Origin of the sequence: Arthrobacter sp. Marseille-P9274 (genome assembly GCF_946892675.1) — a bacterium.
Lineage (GTDB): Bacteria > Actinomycetota > Actinomycetes > Actinomycetales > Micrococcaceae > Crystallibacter.
In genome coordinates this window covers 1,087,559-1,108,140 of sequence record NZ_CAMPOV010000001.1, presented here as the reverse complement: position 1 = coordinate 1,108,140, position 20,582 = coordinate 1,087,559, and the positions used below count along the sequence as shown (strand labels likewise).

Below are 20,582 nucleotides of genomic sequence, written 5' to 3'. Positions count from 1 at the left end.
AGTGGCGGTCTGCTTCGTTCAGTCTAGCCGCGAGCCATGTTCGATCGGAGGAACAGCAGGCCCGTCCGTGTCCGGAACGGCGGCCCACCAGGCCGCGCATGCCGCCCGCCACGCACCCAGCCCCGGTTCCCCGGCCAGGTGCAGCGTGCCGTCACGGACTTCCGCTGAGGCGCCTCCACAGCGGAACACCGTGCCAGCGCGCAGCGGCTCAGCATACGGCCGGTACAGCTCGCCGAGGCCTGACAGCAGATAGCGCGGACGCTCCGCAGTACGGGCCGCCAGCACACTTTCGACCGTATCGACGCCCGTGAGCACGACGGCGGTATCCATCCCGGCGTTGTTGCCGCCCAGGATATCCGTGTCGAGCCGGTCACCCACCACGAGCGGCCGTTCGGCTCCGAGCTGAGCCGCCGCCGTGCGGAACAGGGCAGCTTCGGGCTTGCCCGCGACCAGCGGCTGCGCGCCGGTCGCGGCGCTCACGGCTGCCACCAGCGAGCCGTTGCCAGGGGCGATGCCCTCCGCCCGCGGAATCGTCAGGTCGGTATTCGTGGCCACCCAGAAGGCGCCGGCCGCGATGGCGTAGGACGCCTCGGCCAGGTCGGTCCAGCCGATCATGGGATCGAAACCCTGGATCACCGCCGCCGGTTTGTCCTTCGCCGAGCCGACGGTCACGAAACCCCTGTCCTGCACCTCGCGGGCCAGGGTCTCGCTGCCCGCGACCAGGACTTTGGCTCCGGGCTCCACATGGTGGGCCAGCAGCTCCGCTCCGGCCCGCGCCGAGCCGAACACCTGCTCGGCCTCAGCCGGTGCCCCCAGCTCCCGCAGGTGCGCCGCCACCTGCTCGGCCGAGCGGGAGGCGTTGTTGGTGATGTAACCCAAGGCAACCCCGACGGCCGCCAGCCCCTCCAGGGCTTGGGTCGCCCCATCGATGGCTCCGGCGCCGGCATAGACGACACCGTCGAGATCGCAGAGAAGCGCGTCGTAACCGGCGATCAGGATCGGCTCAGTCATCGGAGCGTTTGGCACTCTCGCTTGGCTCTGCCTCTGCCTCTGCCTCTGCCTCTGCCTCGTCGTCGGCCGGCTCCAGGTCATCCACTGGCTCAACCTCGCCCTCGCCGGCAGCGAAATCCTCCGGCCCGACCTCATCAACCGGCCCAACCTCATAAACCGGCTCAATGTCGCCCTCGCCCGCCGCGAAGTCCTCCGGCAATTCCTCAACCGCGGAATCTTCGACTGCCGGCGCCTCCTCGCCGCTGGCCGACGGCTCCGGTGCGTCATCGCGGAACGGCCGAGAAGGCTTCACAGGTTCATCGTCCCCGCCCACGTCGAAGATCTCGGGTTCCTCGAACTCGCCGACGCCCAGCGCGCTCTCGGCCACGCGGGCCTGCCGGCGCCAGTCCTCGGCCTCCGCTCCGCGGCCGGCGGCCTCCAAGGCGTCGGCGTACGCGCGGAACAACCGCGGGCTGAACGAAAACGCCCGGTTGCGGTCCAGCTGCGGAATCTCCAGTGCCGAAACCGCTGCCTCGGCCTGGCCCAAGTCGCTACGGGCCCCGGATACGACCATCGCCAGCTCAACCTTGCCGGCTGCATCGAGCTCGGCCGCATCCTCCGACCGCGCCATCTCCAATGCACGCTCCGGCCTACCGAGGCCGCGTTCGCAGTCGGCCATGACCGGCAGATGCATGTTGGAACCGCTGATCCGGCGGAACGTCCGAAACTCCCGCAGGGCCTCCCCGTAATGTCCGGCGGCATAAGCCGTCAGGCCCACGGCCTCCCGCACCGGCGCCATCCGGCCGCCGCGACGGCTGGCCGCCAAGGCGTGCTGGAATGCCAGCTCTGGCTCCTCGTCCATGAGTCGAGCAGCCATCACCAGATGCTTGGCGACCCACTCGGCACTCTTGGACTCCAGGGTCCGCAGCTGCGCCCGGACCGACCGGTCCAGCTCCTGACCCGTCACGTCGTCGTCGATATCCGGAGACCTCGGTCGATCCGGCCTGTTTGAGCTGCGGAGGTCGTGCCGGGTTGGCTCTTCCCGACGTGCAGCGCCGCGCTCTTCACGGCCCGGCACCCCCTCACTGTCCCAGCGGGGCCTGGGCTCGAAGCCACCCTTGTGCGAATCATCGCCACGGGGACGTTCATCCCGTGCGCGGAATCCTTCGCCGCCACGGCGCCGGTCTCCGGAGCCCTGCCCCTCCGACCGACGCTCATAGCCGCCCTCGCGACGTTCGCCGCCGGATCGCTCGTCACGGCGACCGTAGCCACCCTCGCGACGGCGATCGGAACCGCCTTCATCGCGGCGCCCGTAGCCGCCTTCGCGACGCGGACCGCGATCGGAGTCCTGGAGGCGCGGCTTGAATCCCTCGCCGCCACGGCGCCGGTCTCCGGAGCCCTGCCCCTCCGACCGACGCTCATAGCCGCCCTCACGGCGTTCGCCGCCGGACCGCTCGTCACGGCGCCCATAGCCGCCCTCACGGCGTTCGCCGCCGGACCGCTCGTCACGGCGACCGTAACCGCCCTCGCGACGTTCGCCGCCGGACCGCTCGTCACGGCGACCGTAGCCACCCTCGCGACGGCGATCGGAACCGCCTTCATCGCGGCGCCCGTAGCCGCCTTCGCGACGCGGACCGCGATCGGAGTCCTGGAAGCGCGGCTTGAATCCCTCGCCGCCACGACGCCGGTCTCCGGAGCCCTGCCCCTCCGACCGACGCTCATAGCCGCCCTCACGACGCCCGCCCTCGGCGCCGTCGTTGTAGCGCGGGCGTTCGCCGTACTCGCGGCGAGGGCCCCGCTGGTTGAAGCCGCCTTCCTTGCGACCTTCGCCGTCGCCGCGTGAACGGAAGCCCCGAGGCTCCCCGCCGGAGTTGCTGGTGCCGCGGTACGGACCACCCTGGCCGCTGCGGCTGCCGCCTCCGCGCTTGCCGGGGCCGGAACCCTGACCCGAACGGCCAGCCGAACCTCCACGGCCGCTGAACCCGCCCCGGCCGGCATCGCCCTTATCGTTCCGTCCATCGTGAGCACGGAAATCAGCCATGCCGGAGCTCCTCTCAATGCGGGCCGGAGATCTCTGCTACCCGGCGGCCGCCGTACGCTGTTTATCTTGTGGTTGGGGGGTGATCGAAAAGATCAGAAAAGGCGCAGTGCGCCACGGCCATTCTAGTCGAGTACGACGCCGTACCGGTGCCAAGGCCGCATGTGGCTGGTGTGGGGTGGGGTGGTTAAAGCGGTGAGGGGCGCCGCCGTCGTTGGCGGTGCCCCTCATCGTGGTGGTTGTGTCCGGCGGTGACCTACTCTCCCACACCCTCCCGGGTGCAGTACCATCGGCGCTGCGGGTCTTAGCTTCCGGGTTCGGAATGGGACCGGGCGTTTCCCCCGCGCTATGACCGCCGTAACTCTTTCTCACGCCCCCCTGGTGGTTGCCGGGGGTGTGAAGTGTTCGGGTTACGGCCAGTACCTGCGTGGTGACTGGACGTTATTCAATTATGGTGTTTTCCCTGGACGACGGTTGTTGTCTGGGAACCACATAGCGGACGCGTAGCACTCATTGTTTAGTGTGGTGTAAGTTATCGGCCTATTAGTACCGGTCAGCTTCACAGGTCGTTAGTCCCTGCTTCCACATCCGGCCTATCAACCCAGTGGTCTGGCTGGGGGCCTCTCCCCCTTGCGGGGATGGAAATCTCATCTTGAAGCCGGCTTCCCGCTTAGATGCTTTCAGCGGTTATCCAATCCGAACGTAGCTAATCAGCGGTGCACTTGGCAGTACAACTGACACACCAGAGGTTCGTCCGTCCCGGTCCTCTCGTACTAAGGACAGACCTTCTCAAATTTCCTGCGCGCGCAGCGGATAGGGACCGAACTGTCTCACGACGTTCTAAACCCAGCTCGCGTACCGCTTTAATGGGCGAACAGCCCAACCCTTGGGACCTACTCCAGCCCCAGGATGCGACGAGCCGACATCGAGGTGCCAAACCATGCCGTCGATATGGACTCTTGGGCAAGATCAGCCTGTTATCCCCGAGGTACCTTTTATCCGTTGAGCGACGGCCATTCCACAATGTGCCGCCGGATCACTAGTCCCGACTTTCGTCCCTGCTCGAGATGTCTCTCTCACAGTCAAGCTCCCTTGTGCACTTACACTCGCCACCTGATTGCCAACCAGGCTGAGGGAACCTTTGGGCGCCTCCGTTACTCTTTAGGAGGCAACCGCCCCAGTTAAACTACCCATCAGGCACTGTCCCTGACCCGGATTACGGGCCGAAGTTAGATGTCCAGAGTGACCAGAGTGGTATTTCAACGATGACTCCGCCCGAACTGGCGTCCGGGTTTCACAGTCTCCCACCTATCCTACACAAGCCACACCGAACACCAATACCAAACTATAGTAAAGGTCTCGGGGTCTTTCCGTCCTGCTGCGCGTAACGAGCATCTTTACTCGTAGTGCAATTTCGCCGAGTTTATGGTTGAGACAGCGGGGAAGTCGTTACTCCATTCGTGCAGGTCGGAACTTACCCGACAAGGAATTTCGCTACCTTAGGATGGTTATAGTTACCACCGCCGTTTACTGGGGCTTAAATTCCCAGCTTCGCCCCAAAGGGGCTAACCGGTCCTCTTAACCTTCCAGCACCGGGCAGGAGTCAGTCCGTATACCTCGTCTTGCGACTTCGCACGGACCTGTGTTTTTAGTAAACAGTCGCTTCCCCCTGGTCTCTGCGGCCCCGATCCCCTCCCCGCCGCGCGGGCGGTTCAAGGTTGGGGCCCCCCTTCTCCCGAAGTTACGGGGGCATTTTGCCGAGTTCCTTAACCATAATTCTCTCGATCGCCTTGGTATTCTCTACCTGATCACCTGTGTCGGTTTGGGGTACGGGCGGCTAAAACCTCGCGTCGATGCTTTTCTCGGCAGCATAGGATCACCAGATCCCCCCGTACGGGGGTCCCGTCAGGTCTCAGGCTTATGAACGGCGGATTTGCCTACCGTTCGCCCTACACCCTTGGACCGGGACAACCATCGCCCGGCCTGGCTACCTTCCTGCGTCACACCTGTTAATACGCTTACCTCCCCGGATCAGGTCCCGCGCGCCCCGCACACACCGGCCCCGAAGGGCACACATGCACGGTTTGGGCGGTTAGTATCACCGGCTCGGTATTGGCGGTTTTTCGCCGGTACGGGAATATCAACCCGTTGTCCATCGACTACGCCTGTCGGCCTCGCCTTAGGTCCCGACTTACCCAGGGCAGATTAGCTTGACCCTGGAACCCTTGATCATTCGGCGGACGGGTTTCCCACCCGTCTTTCGCTACTCATGCCTGCATTCTCACTCGTGTAGGCTCCACCACTGGTTTACACCGCGGCTTCACCGCCCACACGACGCTCCCCTACCCATCCACGCTCCTGAACCACGAAGGCTTGGAAAAATACGCGGATGCCACAACTTCGGCGGTGTACTTGAGCCCCGCTACATTGTCGGCGCGGAATCACTTGACCAGTGAGCTATTACGCACTCTTTCAAGGGTGGCTGCTTCTAAGCCAACCTCCTGGTTGTCTGGGCAACTCCACATCCTTTCCCACTTAGCACACGCTTAGGGGCCTTAGTTGGTGGTCTGGGCTGTTTCCCTCTCGACTATGAAGCTTATCCCCCACAGTCTCACTGCTGCGCTCTGACTTACCGGCATTCGGAGTTTGGCTGACGTCAGTAACCTTGTAGGGCCCATCGGCCATCCAGTAGCTCTACCTCCGGCAAGAAACACGCAACGCTGCACCTAAATGCATTTCGGGGAGAACCAGCTATCACGGAGTTTGATTGGCCTTTCACCCCTACCCACAGCTCATCCCCTCCATTTTCAACTGAAGTGGGTTCGGTCCTCCACGACGTCTTACCGTCGCTTCAACCTGGCCATGGGTAGATCACTCCGCTTCGGGTCTAGATCACGCCACTGCATCGCCCTGTTCAGACTCGCTTTCGCTACGGCTTCCCCCCACGGGTTAACCTCGCGACGTAACACTAACTCGCAGGCTCATTCTTCAAAAGGCACGCCGTCACAGTAACAAGACTGCTCCGACGGATTGTAAGCACACGGTTTCAGGTACTGTTTCACTCCCCTCCCGGGGTACTTTTCACCTTTCCCTCACGGTACTTGTCCGCTATCGGTCATCAGGTAGTATTCAGGCTTACCAGGTGGTCCTGGCAGATTCGCACGGGATTTCTCGGGCCCCGTGCTACTTGGGATCCTCTCCAAGCGGCGGCATACATTACGGTTACAGGGCTAACACCTTCTCCGGCCGGCCTTTCAAGACCGTTCACCTATGCACCCGCACTCACTTCAGCTGTCCGGCAGAACAGCAACGGAAAGTCCCGCAACCCCGGCCATGCAACGCCCGCCGGCTATCACACATGGACCGGTTTGGCCTCGTCCGCGTTCGCTCGCCACTACTAACGGAATCACTATTGTTTTCTCTTCCTGCGGGTACTGAGATGTTTCACTTCCCCGCGTTCCCTCCACGCACCCTATGTGTTCAGATGCGGGTCACCCGGTCACTCGCGCGCCGGGCGGGGTTTCCCCATTCGGACATCCTGGGATCACGGTCCGGTTATCGACTCCCCCAGGCTTTTCGCAGATTCCCACGTCCTTCTTCGGCTCCTGATGCCAAGGCATCCACCGTGTGCTCTTAAAAACTTGACCACAAAGATCAAATCAGCATTCTCGAGAGAACCACGGACCCAAAGATCCAGGTTCACAAAAATTGCGTCATTTATAAGATGCTCGCGTCCACTATGTAGTTCTCAAACAACAACCCCGTCACACCCCTCCCCCGGAACCCGCCCCGCGGCACAAACACCACGACACAAACCCGGACCAGGACATGCAGGAAAACCGAAACAACCAGACACCGGCCCCCCAAAAAAGGAACCGGCCCTGTTGCCTCAAAACCCAACAGTGTGCCAAACAACAACCCCCGCAGCCCGCCGGCGCGCTTTCCCCGCACCCCCTCTTTACGAAAAAAAGAAGGCACCGTACTCACACCCAACAGACCACAACAGGGCCGCCTATCCGCTGATATTCCACCCTCGAGCACCCGCCGGATGACAAACGCATCCGCAACGGGCTCTCCTGCAGACCCCCGCCACCGGCACACAGACCGGCACGCAAAAGATCCGAGGCGCTCCTTAGAAAGGAGGTGATCCAGCCGCACCTTCCGGTACGGCTACCTTGTTACGACTTAGTCCCAATCGCCGGTCCCACCTTCGACGGCTCCCTCCCGCAAGGGGTTAGGCCACCGGCTTCGGGTGTTACCAACTTTCGTGACTTGACGGGCGGTGTGTACAAGGCCCGGGAACGTATTCACCGCAGCGTTGCTGATCTGCGATTACTAGCGACTCCGACTTCATGAGGTCGAGTTGCAGACCTCAATCCGAACTGAGACCGGCTTTTTGGGATTAGCTCCACCTCACAGTATCGCAACCCTTTGTACCGGCCATTGTAGCATGCGTGAAGCCCAAGACATAAGGGGCATGATGATTTGACGTCGTCCCCACCTTCCTCCGAGTTGACCCCGGCAGTCTCCTATGAGTCCCCGCCATCACGCGCTGGCAACATAGAACGAGGGTTGCGCTCGTTGCGGGACTTAACCCAACATCTCACGACACGAGCTGACGACAACCATGCACCACCTGTGAACCGGCCCCGAAGGGAAACCGCATTTCTGCGGCGATCCGGCCCATGTCAAGCCTTGGTAAGGTTCTTCGCGTTGCATCGAATTAATCCGCATGCTCCGCCGCTTGTGCGGGCCCCCGTCAATTCCTTTGAGTTTTAGCCTTGCGGCCGTACTCCCCAGGCGGGGCACTTAATGCGTTAGCTACGGCGCGGAAAACGTGGAATGTCCCCCACACCTAGTGCCCAACGTTTACGGCATGGACTACCAGGGTATCTAATCCTGTTCGCTCCCCATGCTTTCGCTCCTCAGCGTCAGTTACAGCCCAGAGACCTGCCTTCGCCATCGGTGTTCCTCCTGATATCTGCGCATTTCACCGCTACACCAGGAATTCCAGTCTCCCCTACTGCACTCCAGTCTGCCCGTACCCACTGCAGACCCGGGGTTGAGCCCCGGGCTTTCACAGCAGACGCGACAAACCGCCTACGAGCTCTTTACGCCCAATAATTCCGGACAACGCTTGCGCCCTACGTATTACCGCGGCTGCTGGCACGTAGTTAGCCGGCGCTTCTTCTGCAGGTACCGTCACTTCCGCTTCTTCCCTGCTGAAAGAGGTTTACAACCCGAAGGCCGTCATCCCTCACGCGGCGTCGCTGCATCAGGCTTGCGCCCATTGTGCAATATTCCCCACTGCTGCCTCCCGTAGGAGTCTGGGCCGTGTCTCAGTCCCAGTGTGGCCGGTCACCCTCTCAGGCCGGCTACCCGTCGTCGCCTTGGTAGGCCATTACCCCACCAACAAGCTGATAGGCCGCGAGTCCATCCAAAACCAAAAAATCTTTCCACCCCCCACCATGCGGTGAAGAGTCATATCCGGTATTAGACCCGGTTTCCCAGGCTTATCCCAGAGTCAAGGGCAGGTTACTCACGTGTTACTCACCCGTTCGCCACTAATCCCCGGTGCAAGCACCGGATCATCGTTCGACTTGCATGTGTTAAGCACGCCGCCAGCGTTCGTCCTGAGCCAGGATCAAACTCTCCGTTAATGTTCAAACAGACACACACCCGCCACCAAGGAAAATTGGCGGCCAGGCATGCACAAAATTCAAATCCAGGCTAAAAAACATCGCAGCACACCACGGGGGTGGCACACCACGACAATAATTCAACCAATAAAACAATTGGTATCAACAAACTTGGCACACTATTGAGTTCTCAAACAACAGGAGCAAACAAATACTTTGGAAGACCCGCGTTCCGTTTCCGGTTCGCATTGTTTCGCTTTTCTTTGCTGCGATGTTTCTAAGTTATTCCATCCTTTTTGTTTCTGTCAAATCGGCGTTTTTCGCGATTTTCCGTTCCCAAAAGAATGAACCCATGACGAATTACAAAGCATATCCGGCTTCTGCACGGGGCATAACCGAACCACTTTGAATTCTCAGGGGGTTTGGCCGCCTGCTCGTAGTCCGTTTTCACGGCCTCGGCGGCGACTCAGAAGACATTACACGCCCCCCGACCGGTTCGCAAATCGGCGCCGCATCCGTCCCTAAAACCGAGCGGGCCCGGCCTGCTGCCCGCCCTCATGGGACGATGCAGCAGGCCGGGCCCGCTCGTTGGTTCCCGCTGCGGGAACAACCGGCTAGGACGCCGCGACCACCATGGCCAGCGTGCGCTTGCCGCGGCGCATGAGCAGGTACTTGCCATGCAGGAGTTTCGCGGAATCGATCACGGTTTCCGGATCGGTGATCTTGTCGTTGTTGACGTAGGCTCCGCCTTCGGAAATGGTGCGGCGGGCCGCGGAATTGCTGGCCGCCAGCCCCGAGGCCACCAGCAGGTCGACAATGTTCAGCCCGCCGTTGCCGGCCGCGGCACTGGGCAGCTCAGCCGTCGCGGCGACGAGCGTCGCCTCATCCAGCGCAGCGAGATCGCCCTGCCCGAAGAGGGCGGCGGAGGCGGCAATGACTTTGTCCGTTGCCTCGGCACCGTGGACGATCGAGGTCACATCGTAGGCGAGGGCGCGCTGCGCTTCGCGGGTATGCGGCCGTTCGGCAACGGCCCGTTCCAGCTCTTCGATGTCCGCCTTGCTGCGGAACGTGAACACCTTCAGCCGCTGCACCACGTCCGCATCGGCGGTGTTCAGCCAGAACTGGTACATGGCGTAGGGCGAGCACATGGCGGCATCGAGCCAGATGGCGTTGCCCTCGCTCTTCCCGAACTTCGTGCCATCCGCGTTGGTGATCAGGGGCGTGCCGACCGCATGCACGCTCTTGCCCTCAACCTTGTGGATCAGGTCGATGCCGCTGGTCAGGTTGCCCCACTGGTCCGAGCCGCCTGTCTGCAGCACGCAGCCGTACTGCCGGAACAGTTCCAGGAAGTCCATGCCCTGGAGGATCTGGTAGCTGAACTCTGCGTAGCTGATCCCCTCGTCGGAGTTCAGGCGGGAGGCGACGATGTCCTTCTTGACCATCGTGCCGACCCTGAAGTGCTTGCCGATGTCCCGCAGGAAATCGAGCACGCTCATCGGCGCCGTCCAGTCGAGGTTGTTCACCATCCGGGCGGCGCTGGCTCCGTCGAAGTCCAGGAACCGCTGCACCTGACCCTGCAGGTAACCGACCCACTCCGCGACGGTCTCCTTGGTGTTCATGGTGCGCTCCGCCGTCGGACGGGGATCCCCGACCAGGCCGGTAGAACCGCCCACCAGCGCCAGGGGCCTGTGGCCCGCCAGCTGGAGGCGCCGCATGGTCAGCAGCTGCACCAGGTTGCCCAGGTGCAGGCTGGGCGCCGTCGGGTCGAACCCGCAATAGTACGTGACCGGCTCCCCGGCGAGCAGCTTTTCCAGCTCGGCCTCGTCCGTCGAAACTTGGACCAGGCCACGCCATTTGAGCTCCTGCCAAACATTGGCGAAGCCTGGATCATTCTTTTGGGAACTCAGAAACGTATTCGTTGACACGGGACCTAAATTATCAGCCTTCCAAGCCTGCCGGGATATCGCGTGCCGCGATGACGCGCAGCCGCTGCGTCGGCCGGGTCATGGCCACGTACAGGTCTCCCACCCGGCCGGCGGCACCTTCGAGGATTTCCGCCGGTTCAAGCAACAGCACGCCGTCGAACTCCAGGCCCTTGGCCTCCTTGGGTCCTATGACAGCGATGTCCTGGTCCAACCCGCCGGCACCGCCGCCGACCCTGCCGTCGTAGGCCCCGGCCAGGGCCCGGCGCAGGTGCGGAACCCGGCGCTCGGCGGCGATGACGGCCAGCAGGCCGCCGTCGAGCAGTCCCAGCTCCTGCGGCACCGCGTCCATCATGTGTGCGGCAACCTCGCCGTGGTCCACCCGGTCGACGACGGGTGCCCACTGGCCTTCGCGGACAGCCTTCGGCGCCGAGACCACCTGCCCGGCGGCGTTGGCGACGCGCACCGCGGCCTCGGCGATCTGGGCGGGCGTGCGGTAGTTGACCGTCAGCTCCTCCAGCCGCCAGCGGTCCTTCGCGAAGGGCTCAAGCGCCTGCTGCCACGACTGCGCGCCAGCTGATGAGCTGGTCTGCGCGATGTCGCCGACGATCGTGAACGACTTCAGCGGGCAGCGCCGCATCAGCAGGCGCCACTGCATCGCCGAAAGCTCCTGTGCCTCGTCCACAATGATGTGTCCAAACGCCCAGGTCCGGTCCGAGGCGGCACGTTCCGCGGCCGTGAAGCGTGTCTCTTGGGCCTGGTTATGGGCGGCCAGATCCTCGGCGCTGACGAGGCCGTCGATGCCGGTTTCCTTCAGCATCTCGTCCACGTTCCTCAGCGACTGTTCCGCATTGGCCACGTCGCGGGCCCGGTCGTGCTCGCGCTGGGCCCGGTCCCGGCCGGCCGAGGCGTCCATCGGGCCGAGGAGTTCCGCCGCCTCATCCAGCAGGGCAACGTCCGCCTCCGTCCAGGCGGCGTCCCGCGGCCGCAGCAGCAAGGCGCGTTCCTGCTCGGTGAGATTGGGGGCGGCGGCCTCAAGGTGGGTCGGCTTGCTGAACAGCTCCCCGATCAGCTGCTCCGGAGTCAGCGGCATCCAGCACAGGTTCAGCGCAATCCGCACGTCGCGGGAGGTCCTGACGTCTTCGGTCAGGTAGGCGCGGTCCGTGTTGTTGCCGGCCCCGGCGGACCTGTTCAGCACGTCCGTGAGCTGCTCCGTGAGCTCGCGCAGCAGGATCTTGACGAAGCTCGTCCGTGCTTCGTTGTGCGGTTTGCCGGTGGCCCGGGCCTTGTCCCGCGCGCGGATCACCTGCCGGGGCGTCAGCGTCAGCGTGGTCCCCTCGACGTTGAGCTTGCGCGGGCCGGCGGGAATGCGCTGGCGGTTGGCGACGGCGCGGGCGACCACCTTGGCCATGGACGCGCGGCCTTTGAGCTCGGCCACGGCGGGATCCGCCTCGGCGACGGCGTTGATGCCCGGCATGAGCCGGCCCACGGTCGACATGACGACGCCGGTTTCACCCAGTGAGGGCAGGACGCGTTCGATGTACTTCATGAAGGAATTCGACGGGCCGACCAGCAGCACGCCGGCCGACTTCAGCCGCTCCCGGTGCATGTAGAGCAGGTACGCAGCGCGGTGCAGGGCCACCGCCGTCTTGCCCGTGCCCGGGCCGCCCTGGACGACGAGCACGCCCGGCATCGGGCTGCGGATGATCCGGTCCTGTTCGGCCTGGATCGTTCCGACGATGTCCGACATCTGGCCGGTCCGCTTGGAATTCAGCGCGGCCAGCAGCGCGCCCTCGCCCTGCAGGCTGCTGGAGTCCGTCAGCATCGACGCGTCCAGCACGTCGTCCTCGATGGCCTTCACTTCCCGCCCCTTGAGGACAAGGTGGCGCCGGCGGCGCACGCCCTGGCGCTCGAAGGCCGTGGCCTGGTAGAAGACCCCGGCTTCCGGGGCGCGCCAGTCCACCATCAGCCGCTGCAGGTCCGCGGTGCTCAGGCCGATGCGGCCAATGTACCGTGACTCGCCGCCGTCCAGGTCCAGCCGGCCGAAGACCAGCCGGTCATCGACGGCGTTGAGCTGCTCAAGGCGGTCTTCATACATCGTCGCGAACGCGTCGCGCTCCGAGATGTTCTGCATGGATCCGACTGCGCCGGTGCGCCGGACGCGGTCGAGCTGCTCCTGCTTTTCGGCACGGAGTTCATCGAGCCGGCGGTACAAACCCGCCACATATTCGCGCTCAAGGCCAAGTTCGGCGTGAGCTGCAACCGTTTCCTGCATTTTCCCGTTCCCCTCCCGCAAAGGCAGACCATCCATTTTACAGTGCCGCGGGTGAATTTTCCTTCAACCGCTGGCAAACCTGCGGGAACGGCAGGAAACCGGGGTGCCTACTCGCGGACGAGGGAACGGATCCGCCGGCCGGCGAGGTTGGCCCGGCCGCGCAGTCCCGCCAGTTCCAGGACCACGCCGAACCCGGACACCTGGACGCCGGCGCGTTCGAACAACCGTGCCGAGGCGGCCAGCGTGCCGCCCGTGGCCAGCACGTCGTCGAGGATGAGCACCCGCATGCCGGGACGAAGGTCGTCCATGTGCAGCTCCAGCGTCGCGGTGCCGTACTCCAGCGTGTAGTCCTCCGAGTAGACGCGGCGGGGCAGCTTGCCCTTCTTACGGACGGTGACAACCCCGGTGCCCGAGGCGTAGGCACCGGCGGCGGCCAGCAGGAAGCCGCGGGCCTCGATCCCGGCCACCGCGTCGAACTGGCCGTCGAACGGATCAATCAGCGCGTGCACGATGCTGTGCAGGGCCGGGCCGTCAGCGAAAACCGGAGTCAGGTCGCGGAAGACGACGCCCGGCTGCGGATAGTCCGGGACGGTAGCCGAGAGCCGTCCAATGATCGGTTCAACAGGTTCGGAAGAGCGTTCTCGCACCCGTCTACCCTACCTGCCCCGGCCGGCAGGTCAGTCGGCGCTGCGGCGACGCGGCTTGGCGGACCGGTAGGGCGAGACGGTCTTTTCGCCTTCCAGCCAGAACCGCCACGGATAATTCTCCGAGCCGCCTTCGCCGCTGACGCCTACCCGCGGCCCGCTCCGGACATGGGCGGCCGGGGCCGGCACCGGCGGCAGGTGCAGCTCGAGTTCGCCGGGCACGAAGGCCCGGCCGTTGTCCGCCAGCGTCAGCCCCAGCGCCTGCGCCAGCCGGGCCGGGCCCCTGGCCAGTTCCAGCGCGCCGCGGGCGGAGGGCCGGCGCCGTTCGGCCAGCGGCACCCCGTCTACGACTTCGCCGGCGCGGATCAGCACTCCGGTCGCCTGGCCGGGATGTCCGCAGACGATGTTCACGCAATGGTGCATGCCGTAGGTGAAGTAGACGTAGATGTGCCCGGCCGGACCGAACATGGCCTTGTTGCGGTTGGTCTGGCCCCGGAAGGCGTGCGACCCGGGATCGTGCTCCCCCAGGTATGCCTCCACTTCGGTGATGCGCACGCCCACCGTGCCTTCCGCCGTCGTACTGGCGAGTCTGGCCCCCAGCAGTCCGGGCGCGACGTCGACCGCTGACCGCGCGAGCCATTGCAGCAGTGCGGCGTCCACTACGGCTGGGTGCCGCCGGTCTGCCGCCGGTAGAAGTGGGTCAGGGCCTCCAGCCGGTGCGCCGAAAGATGGACTTCGCCGCCGGAGAGCATCACGGCCAGGCCGTCCAGCCTGTGGTGCCAGAACGCCAGCAGCTCGGCCGCGCGGGCAGGCGACCTGAGGTTGTGCCGCAGCTTCAGCAGGGTCCGGCCGTTGCCGCCCTCCAGCAGCCAGTGGACCGCGCTGTCCTGGACTTCGGGACTCCGCCAGCTGTGCTCGAGCCCCTGGCCGTTCTGCACGTAGGTGACGTCGCCCTCCATGATGAACGTGTCGAAGTCCAGCCGAATGCCGCCCCCGGCCTGCAGCTCGAGGCTTCCGGGCGCCAGCCAGCGGGAGAACTGCGGCTCCTCTGTCAGCGCCTGCCAGACGGTTTCGCGGTCCGCCGGCAGCAGCCGCTCGAAGCCGATGCACGGGTGTCCGGAGTCCTTGTCCAGGTTGCCCATGGTGTTCGAGAGCGAATACTCGCGCGCGTAGGCGTCGCGCAGCTGGTCCCAGCGGCCCGGTTGCGGCTGCGGGGTCCGGCCGGCCGCCACCTCCTCGAGCGCGTCCAGGAGCGTGTCCCAGCCGGCGCTGCCTTCGGTCAGGAAGTCGCGGTTCTCGGCCCGGGACCGGAACTGCAGCAGGGTTCCGCCGCTGCTGTCCAGCGTCCGCCATTCGATCACGGACTCGTCGCCGAGTTCGTCTTCCCAGGTGAACTGGAGGCTCAACGGCGGATTCAGCTGCAGGACCGTTCCGGTGACTGCTCCCCCGCCGACATCCAGCTCGTAGGGCTGCCCCAGTTCGAACCCGGAAATGGGCTTGCCCAGCCACTTGGCCAGCTGGTCCGGTTCCGTCAGGAGGCTCCAGATGTAGCGGCGCGGGTAGTCGATTTGCCGGTCGAAGGCCAGCACGTAGTCCGAATCCACCCGTTCGATCCGCCCGGAGGGGACCGCCTTCTCCTCATGCGAACTCAGCGTCGTCATCGTCACATCCTCCGCTTCGGTTGACTCGGGGCTTCGAGTCACAAACTACCCCAAAGACCGTTGTTACCGGCGGGTAACCTCGTCCTTCCGGCCGGTAAAAAGGACGACGCCGGGTGCCCGCCCAAAGCGGGGCGGGTACCTCAGCGTCGTACGTCGTCCAGCGGTGGTGTCAGGAGCCCTCGGCGTACCTGCGGACGGCCTCCAGCTGGCCGGCGAGCTGCTCCAGCTGGCGTGCCACTGCTGTGGGCGCGGTCCCGCCCTGGGAGCTGCGGCTGCCGAGCGAGCCCTCGACGGTCAGCACCTCGCGGACCTGCGGAGTCAGGTGCTCGGAAATACCGGCGTAGTCCTCGTCGGTCAGGTCCCACAGCTCGACGCCGCGGCCCTCCGCCAGCTGAACCGCTGCGCCCGAGAGTTCGTGTGCGTCGCGGAAGGGCACGCCCTGGCGGACCAGCCACTCGGCGATGTCGGTGGCGAGGGCGAAGCCCTGGGGCGCCAGCGATTCGAGCCGCTCGGTGTTGAACTTCAGCGTGGCGACCATGCCGGAGACCGCGGGGAGCAGCAGTTCGAGGGTATCGGCGGCGTCGAAGACCGGTTCCTTGTCCTCCTGCAGGTCCCGGTTGTACGCCAGCGGCAGGCCCTTGAGCGTGGCGAGGAGGCCGGTCAGGTCGCCGATCAGCCGTCCGGCCTTGCCGCGGGCCAGCTCCGCGACGTCCGGATTCTTCTTCTGCGGCATGATGGACGAGCCGGTGGAGTAGGCGTCGTCGAGCGTGACGAAGGAGAATTCCTTGGTCGCCCAGAAGATGACCTCCTCCGAGATGCGCGACAGGTCCACTCCGATCATGGCGGCGACCCAGGCGAACTCGGCGAACACGTCCCGGGAGGCGGTGCCGTCGATCGAATTCCAGGTCGCGGAGTCGAAGCCGAGCTCCTCGGCGACGGCGTTCGGGTCCAGGCCCAGCGAGGAGCCGGCCAGCGCGCCGGAACCGTAGGGCGACACGGCGGCGCGCTTGTCCCAGTCCTGCAGGCGCTGCACGTCGCGCAGCAGAGCCCAGGCGTGGGCCAGCAGGTGGTGGCTGAGCAGCACCGGCTGGGCGTGCTGCAGGTGGGTCCGGCCCGGCATGGCGACGCCGCGGTGTTCCTTCGCCTGCCCCACCAGCGCCTCCACGGTGGCCAGGACGCCCCGGGCGATGATCCGGGCATGGTCGCGGAGGTACATCCGGCCCAGGGTGGCGATCTGGTCGTTGCGGGAGCGGCCGGCCCGCAGCTTGCCACCGAGCTGGGGTCCGGCGCGCTCGATCAGGCCGCGTTCGAGCGAGCCGTGCACGTCCTCATCCGTCTCCGCGGCCGTGTACGCGCCCGAGCGGACGTCCGCGTCCAGCTGGTCCAGCGCGGCGAGCATGCCCTTCAGCTCGCCGTCGTCCAGCAGCCCGGCCTGGTGCAGCACCCGGGCGTGCGCCCGGGAGCCGGCAATGTCATACGGAGCCAGCCGCCAGTCGAAGTGGGTGGACTTGCTGAGGGCGGCGAGCGCGTCCGCGGGACCGCCGGCAAAGCGGCCTCCCCAGAGAGCTCCTTCATTCGTTCCGTGGGCAGCCATGGCTAGAATCCTTCGTCCGTAAGTACTTGTTCGCTGATCAGTAAATCTATGTCCGACGCACGCAGTCCCGCGCACCGGGGTGCGCGCCGCCGTCGTGCCGGTGACGGAGACCTGCCCCTCAGGCCTCGGTCTGCTGCGGGTCCGCCAGCGCGAGGAAGCGGGCGGCCATTTCCTCGCCGCCCTGCGGGTCGCGGGTGACCAGCAACACCGTGTCGTCGCCGGCGATAGAACCCAGGACGGCGGGCAGCACCGAGTGGTCGATGGCCAGGGCCAGGAAATTGGCCGCACCGGGCGGCGTGCGCAGCACCACGATGTTGCCCGATGCCTCAGCGGTGACCAGCAGCTCGGCGCAGAGCTTGGCCAGCCGGGCGTCCAGCACCTCCTGTGTCACGCCGGTCTGCGGCAACCGGCTGCCGCCCTCGCCCCGGATGGCGTAAACGAGCCCGCCGTCCACGCCGCGGACCCGGATCGCGCCGAGCTCCACCAGGTCCCGGGACAGCGTCGCCTGGGTGACCTGCACGCCCTCGTCCGCCAGCAGCGCCGCCAGCTCAGCCTGGGACCGCACCGATTCCGCCCCCAGGATGGCCTTGATCCTGGCCTGCCGGGCGGTCTTGGTGGACGGCTGCGAGGCCGGCTGCGCGCTCATCGCCCGCGGGCCGCCGAGGGTTCCGACGCGGCCAGCCCGGAAGCGGTGAGCAGCCAGGCCATCAGCGCCTTCTGCGCGTGCAGCCGGTTCTCCGCCTCGTCCCAGACCACGGACTGCGGACCATCGATGACGTCCGCGGCGATCTCGTAGCCGCGGTAGGCGGGCAGGCAGTGCAGGACGACGGCGTCCGGGTCGGCGAGCTTCATGGCCGCGGCGTCCACGGCGTAACTGCGGAACAGCTCCTGCCGCGCCGCCTTCTCCTCTTCCTGTCCCATCGACACCCAGGTGTCCGTGGCCACCACGTCCGCTCCGGCGAGGGCATCCGTGGGGTCGGTGGTCACCATCACCGAGCCGCCGGTTTCCGCGGCGCGCGCCCGGGCCGCCTCGACGATCCGCTCCTCCGGCAGGTAGCCCTCGGGGCCCGCGACGCGCACATGCATTCCCGCCGTGGCGCCGGCCAGCAGATAGGAGTTGGCCATATTGTTGGCGGAGTCGCCGAGGTACGCCATGGTCAGCCCGGCCAGCGTGCCCTTGTGCTCGCGCACCGTCAGCAGGTCTGCCAGCAGCTGGCACGGGTGGTAGTCGTCGCTGAGCGCGTTAATGACCGGTACCCGCGAGCCGGCCGCCATCTCCTCCAGGCCCGACTGTGCGTAGGTCCGCCAGACAATGGTCGAGACCATGCGGCTCAGCACTTTGGCCGAATCCGCAATCGACTCCTTGTGGCCCAGCTGCGACTCCCCCGGGTTCACGATCAGGGTGCTGCCGCCGAGCTCGGCGATGCCCGCGGCGAAGGAGACGCGGGTGCGGGTGGACGTCTTGTCGAAGAAGACGGCCACGGTCTGCGGACCGGCAAGCGGCCGGTAGCCGTAGCGGTCGCGCTTCATCGCCTCGGCGAGGTCCAGCACTTCGGCCTGCTCGGCCGGGCTGAGGTCCGTGTCCACCAGGAAGTGGCGGACGACGGCGGGGTTGGGGGTGGTCACTTTTCCTCCTTGGTGGCGGCGGCATAGAGATCCGGCAGCGCGTCGATGAACCGCTGCACCTGTTCTGCCGTCACGATGAGCGGCGGAGCCAGGCGGATGGTCGCCGGACCCGTGGAATTGACGATGAAGCCGGCGTCCAGCGCGCGCTGCACCAGCGCCGGCGCGGCCTCGGCGGCGAGGTCGAACCCGATCAGCAGGCCTTCGCCGCGGACCTCGGTCACGAAGTCCAGCCCGGACAGCGCCGCGCGGACGGCCTGGCCGGTCTGCCGCACGTGCTCCAGCAGCTGCTGCGACTCGATGGTGTGCAGCGTGGCCAGCGCCGCCGCGGTGGCCACCGGGTTGCCGCCGAACGTGGTTCCGTGCTGGCCGGCGGTCAGCAGAGTGGATACGTCCGGGCCGAAGGTGATCATGGCGCCGATCGGGAAGCCTGCGCCGAGTCCCTTGGCGAGCGTCATCGCATCCGGGAGCACGCCTTCGGAGGCGAACCACTTGCCGGTGCGGCCGATGCCGGTCTGCACCTCGTCGAAAATCAGCAGCGCCCCCGCTTCGCGGGTCAGCTCGCGGGCCAGCTGCAGGTAGCCTTCCGGGTAGCCGCGGACACCGGCTTCGCCCTGGATCGGCTCGATGAACACCGCCGCCACGGTCTCGTCCACGGCGGCGCGCAAGGCGTCGGCGTCCCCGGCCGGGAGGTGCTCGACCCCGCCCGGCAGAGGTTCGAACGGCTCCCGGTAGGCCTGCTTCCAGGTCAGGGCCAGAGCGCCCATGGTGCGCCCGTGGAAAGCATTCTCCAAGGCGAGGATCCGCACCCGCTTGCCCCCGGCGTCGTTATTGCCGCGGCGGCGCGCGAGCTTGAAGGCGGCCTCAACGGCCTCGGTGCCCGAGTTCGCGAAGAACACCTTGGACCCGGCCGGCGCCGCGGACAGGCCGAGCAGCTTCTCGGCCAGGGCGATCTGGGACGGGCTCGTGAAGAAGTTCGAGACGTGGCCGAGCGTGGCCAGCTGGCTGGAAACCACGCTGGTCAGAAGCGGGTGGGCGTGTCCGAGCGCATTGACAGCGATCCCGCCCAGCAGGTCCAGGTACTCCTTGCCGTCCGCGTCCCATACAGTGCAGCCGCTGCCGCGCACCAGCACGCGCTGCGGCGTGCCGAAGACACCCATCAGGGACTGGTTGTAGCGGCCGAGCAGCTCCTGGTTGTGCAGGCCCTCGAAGCCCGCGAGTTCCGTTGCCGACGTTCCCGCCGTTGCTGTCGGGTTCTGGCTCATTCCGTGTCTCCGTCCGGTACGATCTGGGTCCCGATACCGGCCGTGGTGAAGACCTCCAGCAGGATCGAGTGCGCCATCCGGCCATCGACGACGGCCGCGCGTTCCACCGTGCCGTCGACGGCCTTGAGGCAGGCCTCCATTTTGGGAATCATGCCCGATTCCAGTCCCGGCAGCAGGTCGCGCAGCTCGGAGGCGGTGAGCGAGGAGATCAGCGAGGACTTGTCCGGCCAGTTCGCATAAAGGCCCTCGACGTCGGTCAGGATGACCAGCCGCGAGGCACGCAGGGCGTCGGCGACGGCCGCCGCGGCGGTGTCCGCATTGACGTTGAGCACCTGCCCGGCGTTCTCGCCGTCGCGGCCGGTTTCCGGGGCCACGGTGGAGATGACCGGGATGCGTCCGGCCTCCAGCAGGTCCAGGATGGCCGACGGATTGACGCCGACGACCTCGCCGACCAGACCAAGGTCCACGTCCTCGCCGTCGACCACGGTGCCGGTGCGCACGGCCTGCAGCAGGCCCCCGTCCTCGCCGGACATCCCCACCGCGTACGGGCCATGGGCGTTGATCAGCCCCACCAGCTCGCGGCCGACCTGGCCGGTGAGCACCATGCGGACCACGTCCATGGCCTCGGGAGTCGTCACCCGCAGGCCGCCCTTGAACTCCGACTCGATGCCCAGCCGCTCCAGCATCGAGTTGATCTGCGGGCCGCCGCCGTGCACGACGACCGGCCTGATGCCGACGTGGTGCAGGAACACGATGTCCTCGGCGAAGGCACGGCGCAGTTCATCGTTGATCATGGCGTTGCCGCCGTACTTGATCACCATGGTGGTGCCGGCGAAGCGCTGGATCCAGGGCAGCGCCTCGACCAGCGTGGCCGCCTTGTCCTGCGCAACAAGCATCGAGTTGTTCGGGGATGGCATGGCTTCCTTCCGTT

The 20,582-nt window shown here is 65.9% G+C and carries 13 protein-coding genes and 3 rRNA genes; 1 reads left to right on the top strand and 15 read right to left on the bottom strand.

Translation table 11 applies throughout. The annotated features are described in order from the left end of the window. Nucleotides 1-18: 18 nt before the first annotated feature. Together OC550_RS05015 and OC550_RS05010 are read right to left on the bottom strand one after the other, a co-directional pair. Entirely contained in the window at nucleotides 19-1,011 is a 993-nt protein-coding gene (locus OC550_RS05015; protein WP_262104188.1) for an HAD-IIA family hydrolase, read from the bottom strand. Then, nucleotides 1,004-1,957, bottom strand: coding sequence for a hypothetical protein (locus OC550_RS05010; protein ID WP_262104187.1), 954 nt, complete (start codon nucleotides 1,955-1,957; stop codon nucleotides 1,004-1,006). Before OC550_RS05010 ends, OC550_RS05015 begins: the two co-directional genes overlap by 8 nt. 153 nt (nucleotides 1,958-2,110) lie before the next feature. Between OC550_RS05010 and OC550_RS05005 the strand changes: the two genes are divergently transcribed. Then, nucleotides 2,111-2,833, top strand: coding sequence for a hypothetical protein (locus tag OC550_RS05005; RefSeq protein WP_262104186.1), 723 nt, complete (start codon nucleotides 2,111-2,113; stop codon nucleotides 2,831-2,833). A gap of 438 nt (nucleotides 2,834-3,271) precedes the next feature. On the opposite strand, the gene rrf is transcribed toward OC550_RS05005, so the two are convergent. From rrf to argB, 13 genes are all read right to left on the bottom strand, one after another. Continuing rightward, a 5S ribosomal RNA gene (gene rrf, locus OC550_RS05000) occupies nucleotides 3,272-3,388 on the bottom strand. 162 nt (nucleotides 3,389-3,550) lie between these two features. Beyond that, nucleotides 3,551-6,675: ribosomal RNA gene (locus OC550_RS04995) — 23S ribosomal RNA — on the bottom strand. Nucleotides 6,676-7,164: 489 nt separating this feature from the next. After that, a 16S ribosomal RNA gene (locus OC550_RS04990) occupies nucleotides 7,165-8,688 on the bottom strand. The 16S, 23S and 5S rRNA genes sit together here, the layout of an rRNA operon. Nucleotides 8,689-9,281: 593 nt before the next feature. Next, nucleotides 9,282-10,592, bottom strand: a complete 1,311-nt coding sequence (gene tyrS, locus OC550_RS04985) for a tyrosine--tRNA ligase (RefSeq protein ID WP_262104185.1) — start codon at nucleotides 10,590-10,592, stop codon at nucleotides 9,282-9,284. 13 nt (nucleotides 10,593-10,605) lie between these two features. Continuing rightward, nucleotides 10,606-12,864: an AAA family ATPase gene (locus OC550_RS04980; RefSeq protein WP_262104184.1), complete on the bottom strand. Its 2,259-nt coding sequence runs from the start codon at nucleotides 12,862-12,864 to the stop codon at nucleotides 10,606-10,608. Between the two features lie 107 nt (nucleotides 12,865-12,971). After that, the gene (locus OC550_RS04975; RefSeq protein ID WP_262104183.1) at nucleotides 12,972-13,511 is read right to left on the bottom strand and encodes an adenine phosphoribosyltransferase; all 540 of its coding nucleotides are present in this window, start codon (nucleotides 13,509-13,511) and stop codon (nucleotides 12,972-12,974) included. 30 nt (nucleotides 13,512-13,541) lie between these two features. After that, a complete protein-coding gene (locus tag OC550_RS04970; protein WP_262104182.1) occupies nucleotides 13,542-14,168 on the bottom strand; it encodes a DNA-3-methyladenine glycosylase in 627 nt (208 codons plus the stop codon). Beyond that, nucleotides 14,168-15,169 (bottom strand): SRPBCC domain-containing protein, encoded by a 1,002-nt coding sequence (locus tag OC550_RS04965; protein ID WP_262104181.1) that lies wholly within the window; start codon nucleotides 15,167-15,169, stop codon nucleotides 14,168-14,170. Before OC550_RS04965 ends, OC550_RS04970 begins: the two co-directional genes overlap by 1 nt. A 169-nt stretch (nucleotides 15,170-15,338) precedes the next feature. Further along, nucleotides 15,339-16,763, bottom strand: a complete 1,425-nt coding sequence (gene argH, locus OC550_RS04960) for an argininosuccinate lyase (RefSeq protein WP_262104180.1) — start codon at nucleotides 16,761-16,763, stop codon at nucleotides 15,339-15,341. A gap of 118 nt (nucleotides 16,764-16,881) precedes the next feature. Continuing rightward, nucleotides 16,882-17,409 (bottom strand): arginine repressor, encoded by a 528-nt coding sequence (locus OC550_RS04955; RefSeq protein ID WP_262104179.1) that lies wholly within the window; start codon nucleotides 17,407-17,409, stop codon nucleotides 16,882-16,884. Further along, on the bottom strand, nucleotides 17,406-18,389 hold the full coding sequence (gene argF, locus OC550_RS04950) for an ornithine carbamoyltransferase (protein ID WP_262104178.1): 984 nt from the start codon (nucleotides 18,387-18,389) through the stop codon (nucleotides 17,406-17,408). Before argF ends, OC550_RS04955 begins: the two co-directional genes overlap by 4 nt. Then, the gene (locus OC550_RS04945; RefSeq protein WP_262104177.1) at nucleotides 18,386-19,651 is read right to left on the bottom strand and encodes an acetylornithine transaminase; all 1,266 of its coding nucleotides are present in this window, start codon (nucleotides 19,649-19,651) and stop codon (nucleotides 18,386-18,388) included. The genes argF and OC550_RS04945 overlap by 4 nt, the downstream gene beginning before the upstream one ends. Then, a complete protein-coding gene (gene argB, locus OC550_RS04940; RefSeq protein WP_262104176.1) occupies nucleotides 19,648-20,568 on the bottom strand; it encodes an acetylglutamate kinase in 921 nt (306 codons plus the stop codon). Before argB ends, OC550_RS04945 begins: the two co-directional genes overlap by 4 nt. Nucleotides 20,569-20,582: the final 14 nt, after the last annotated feature.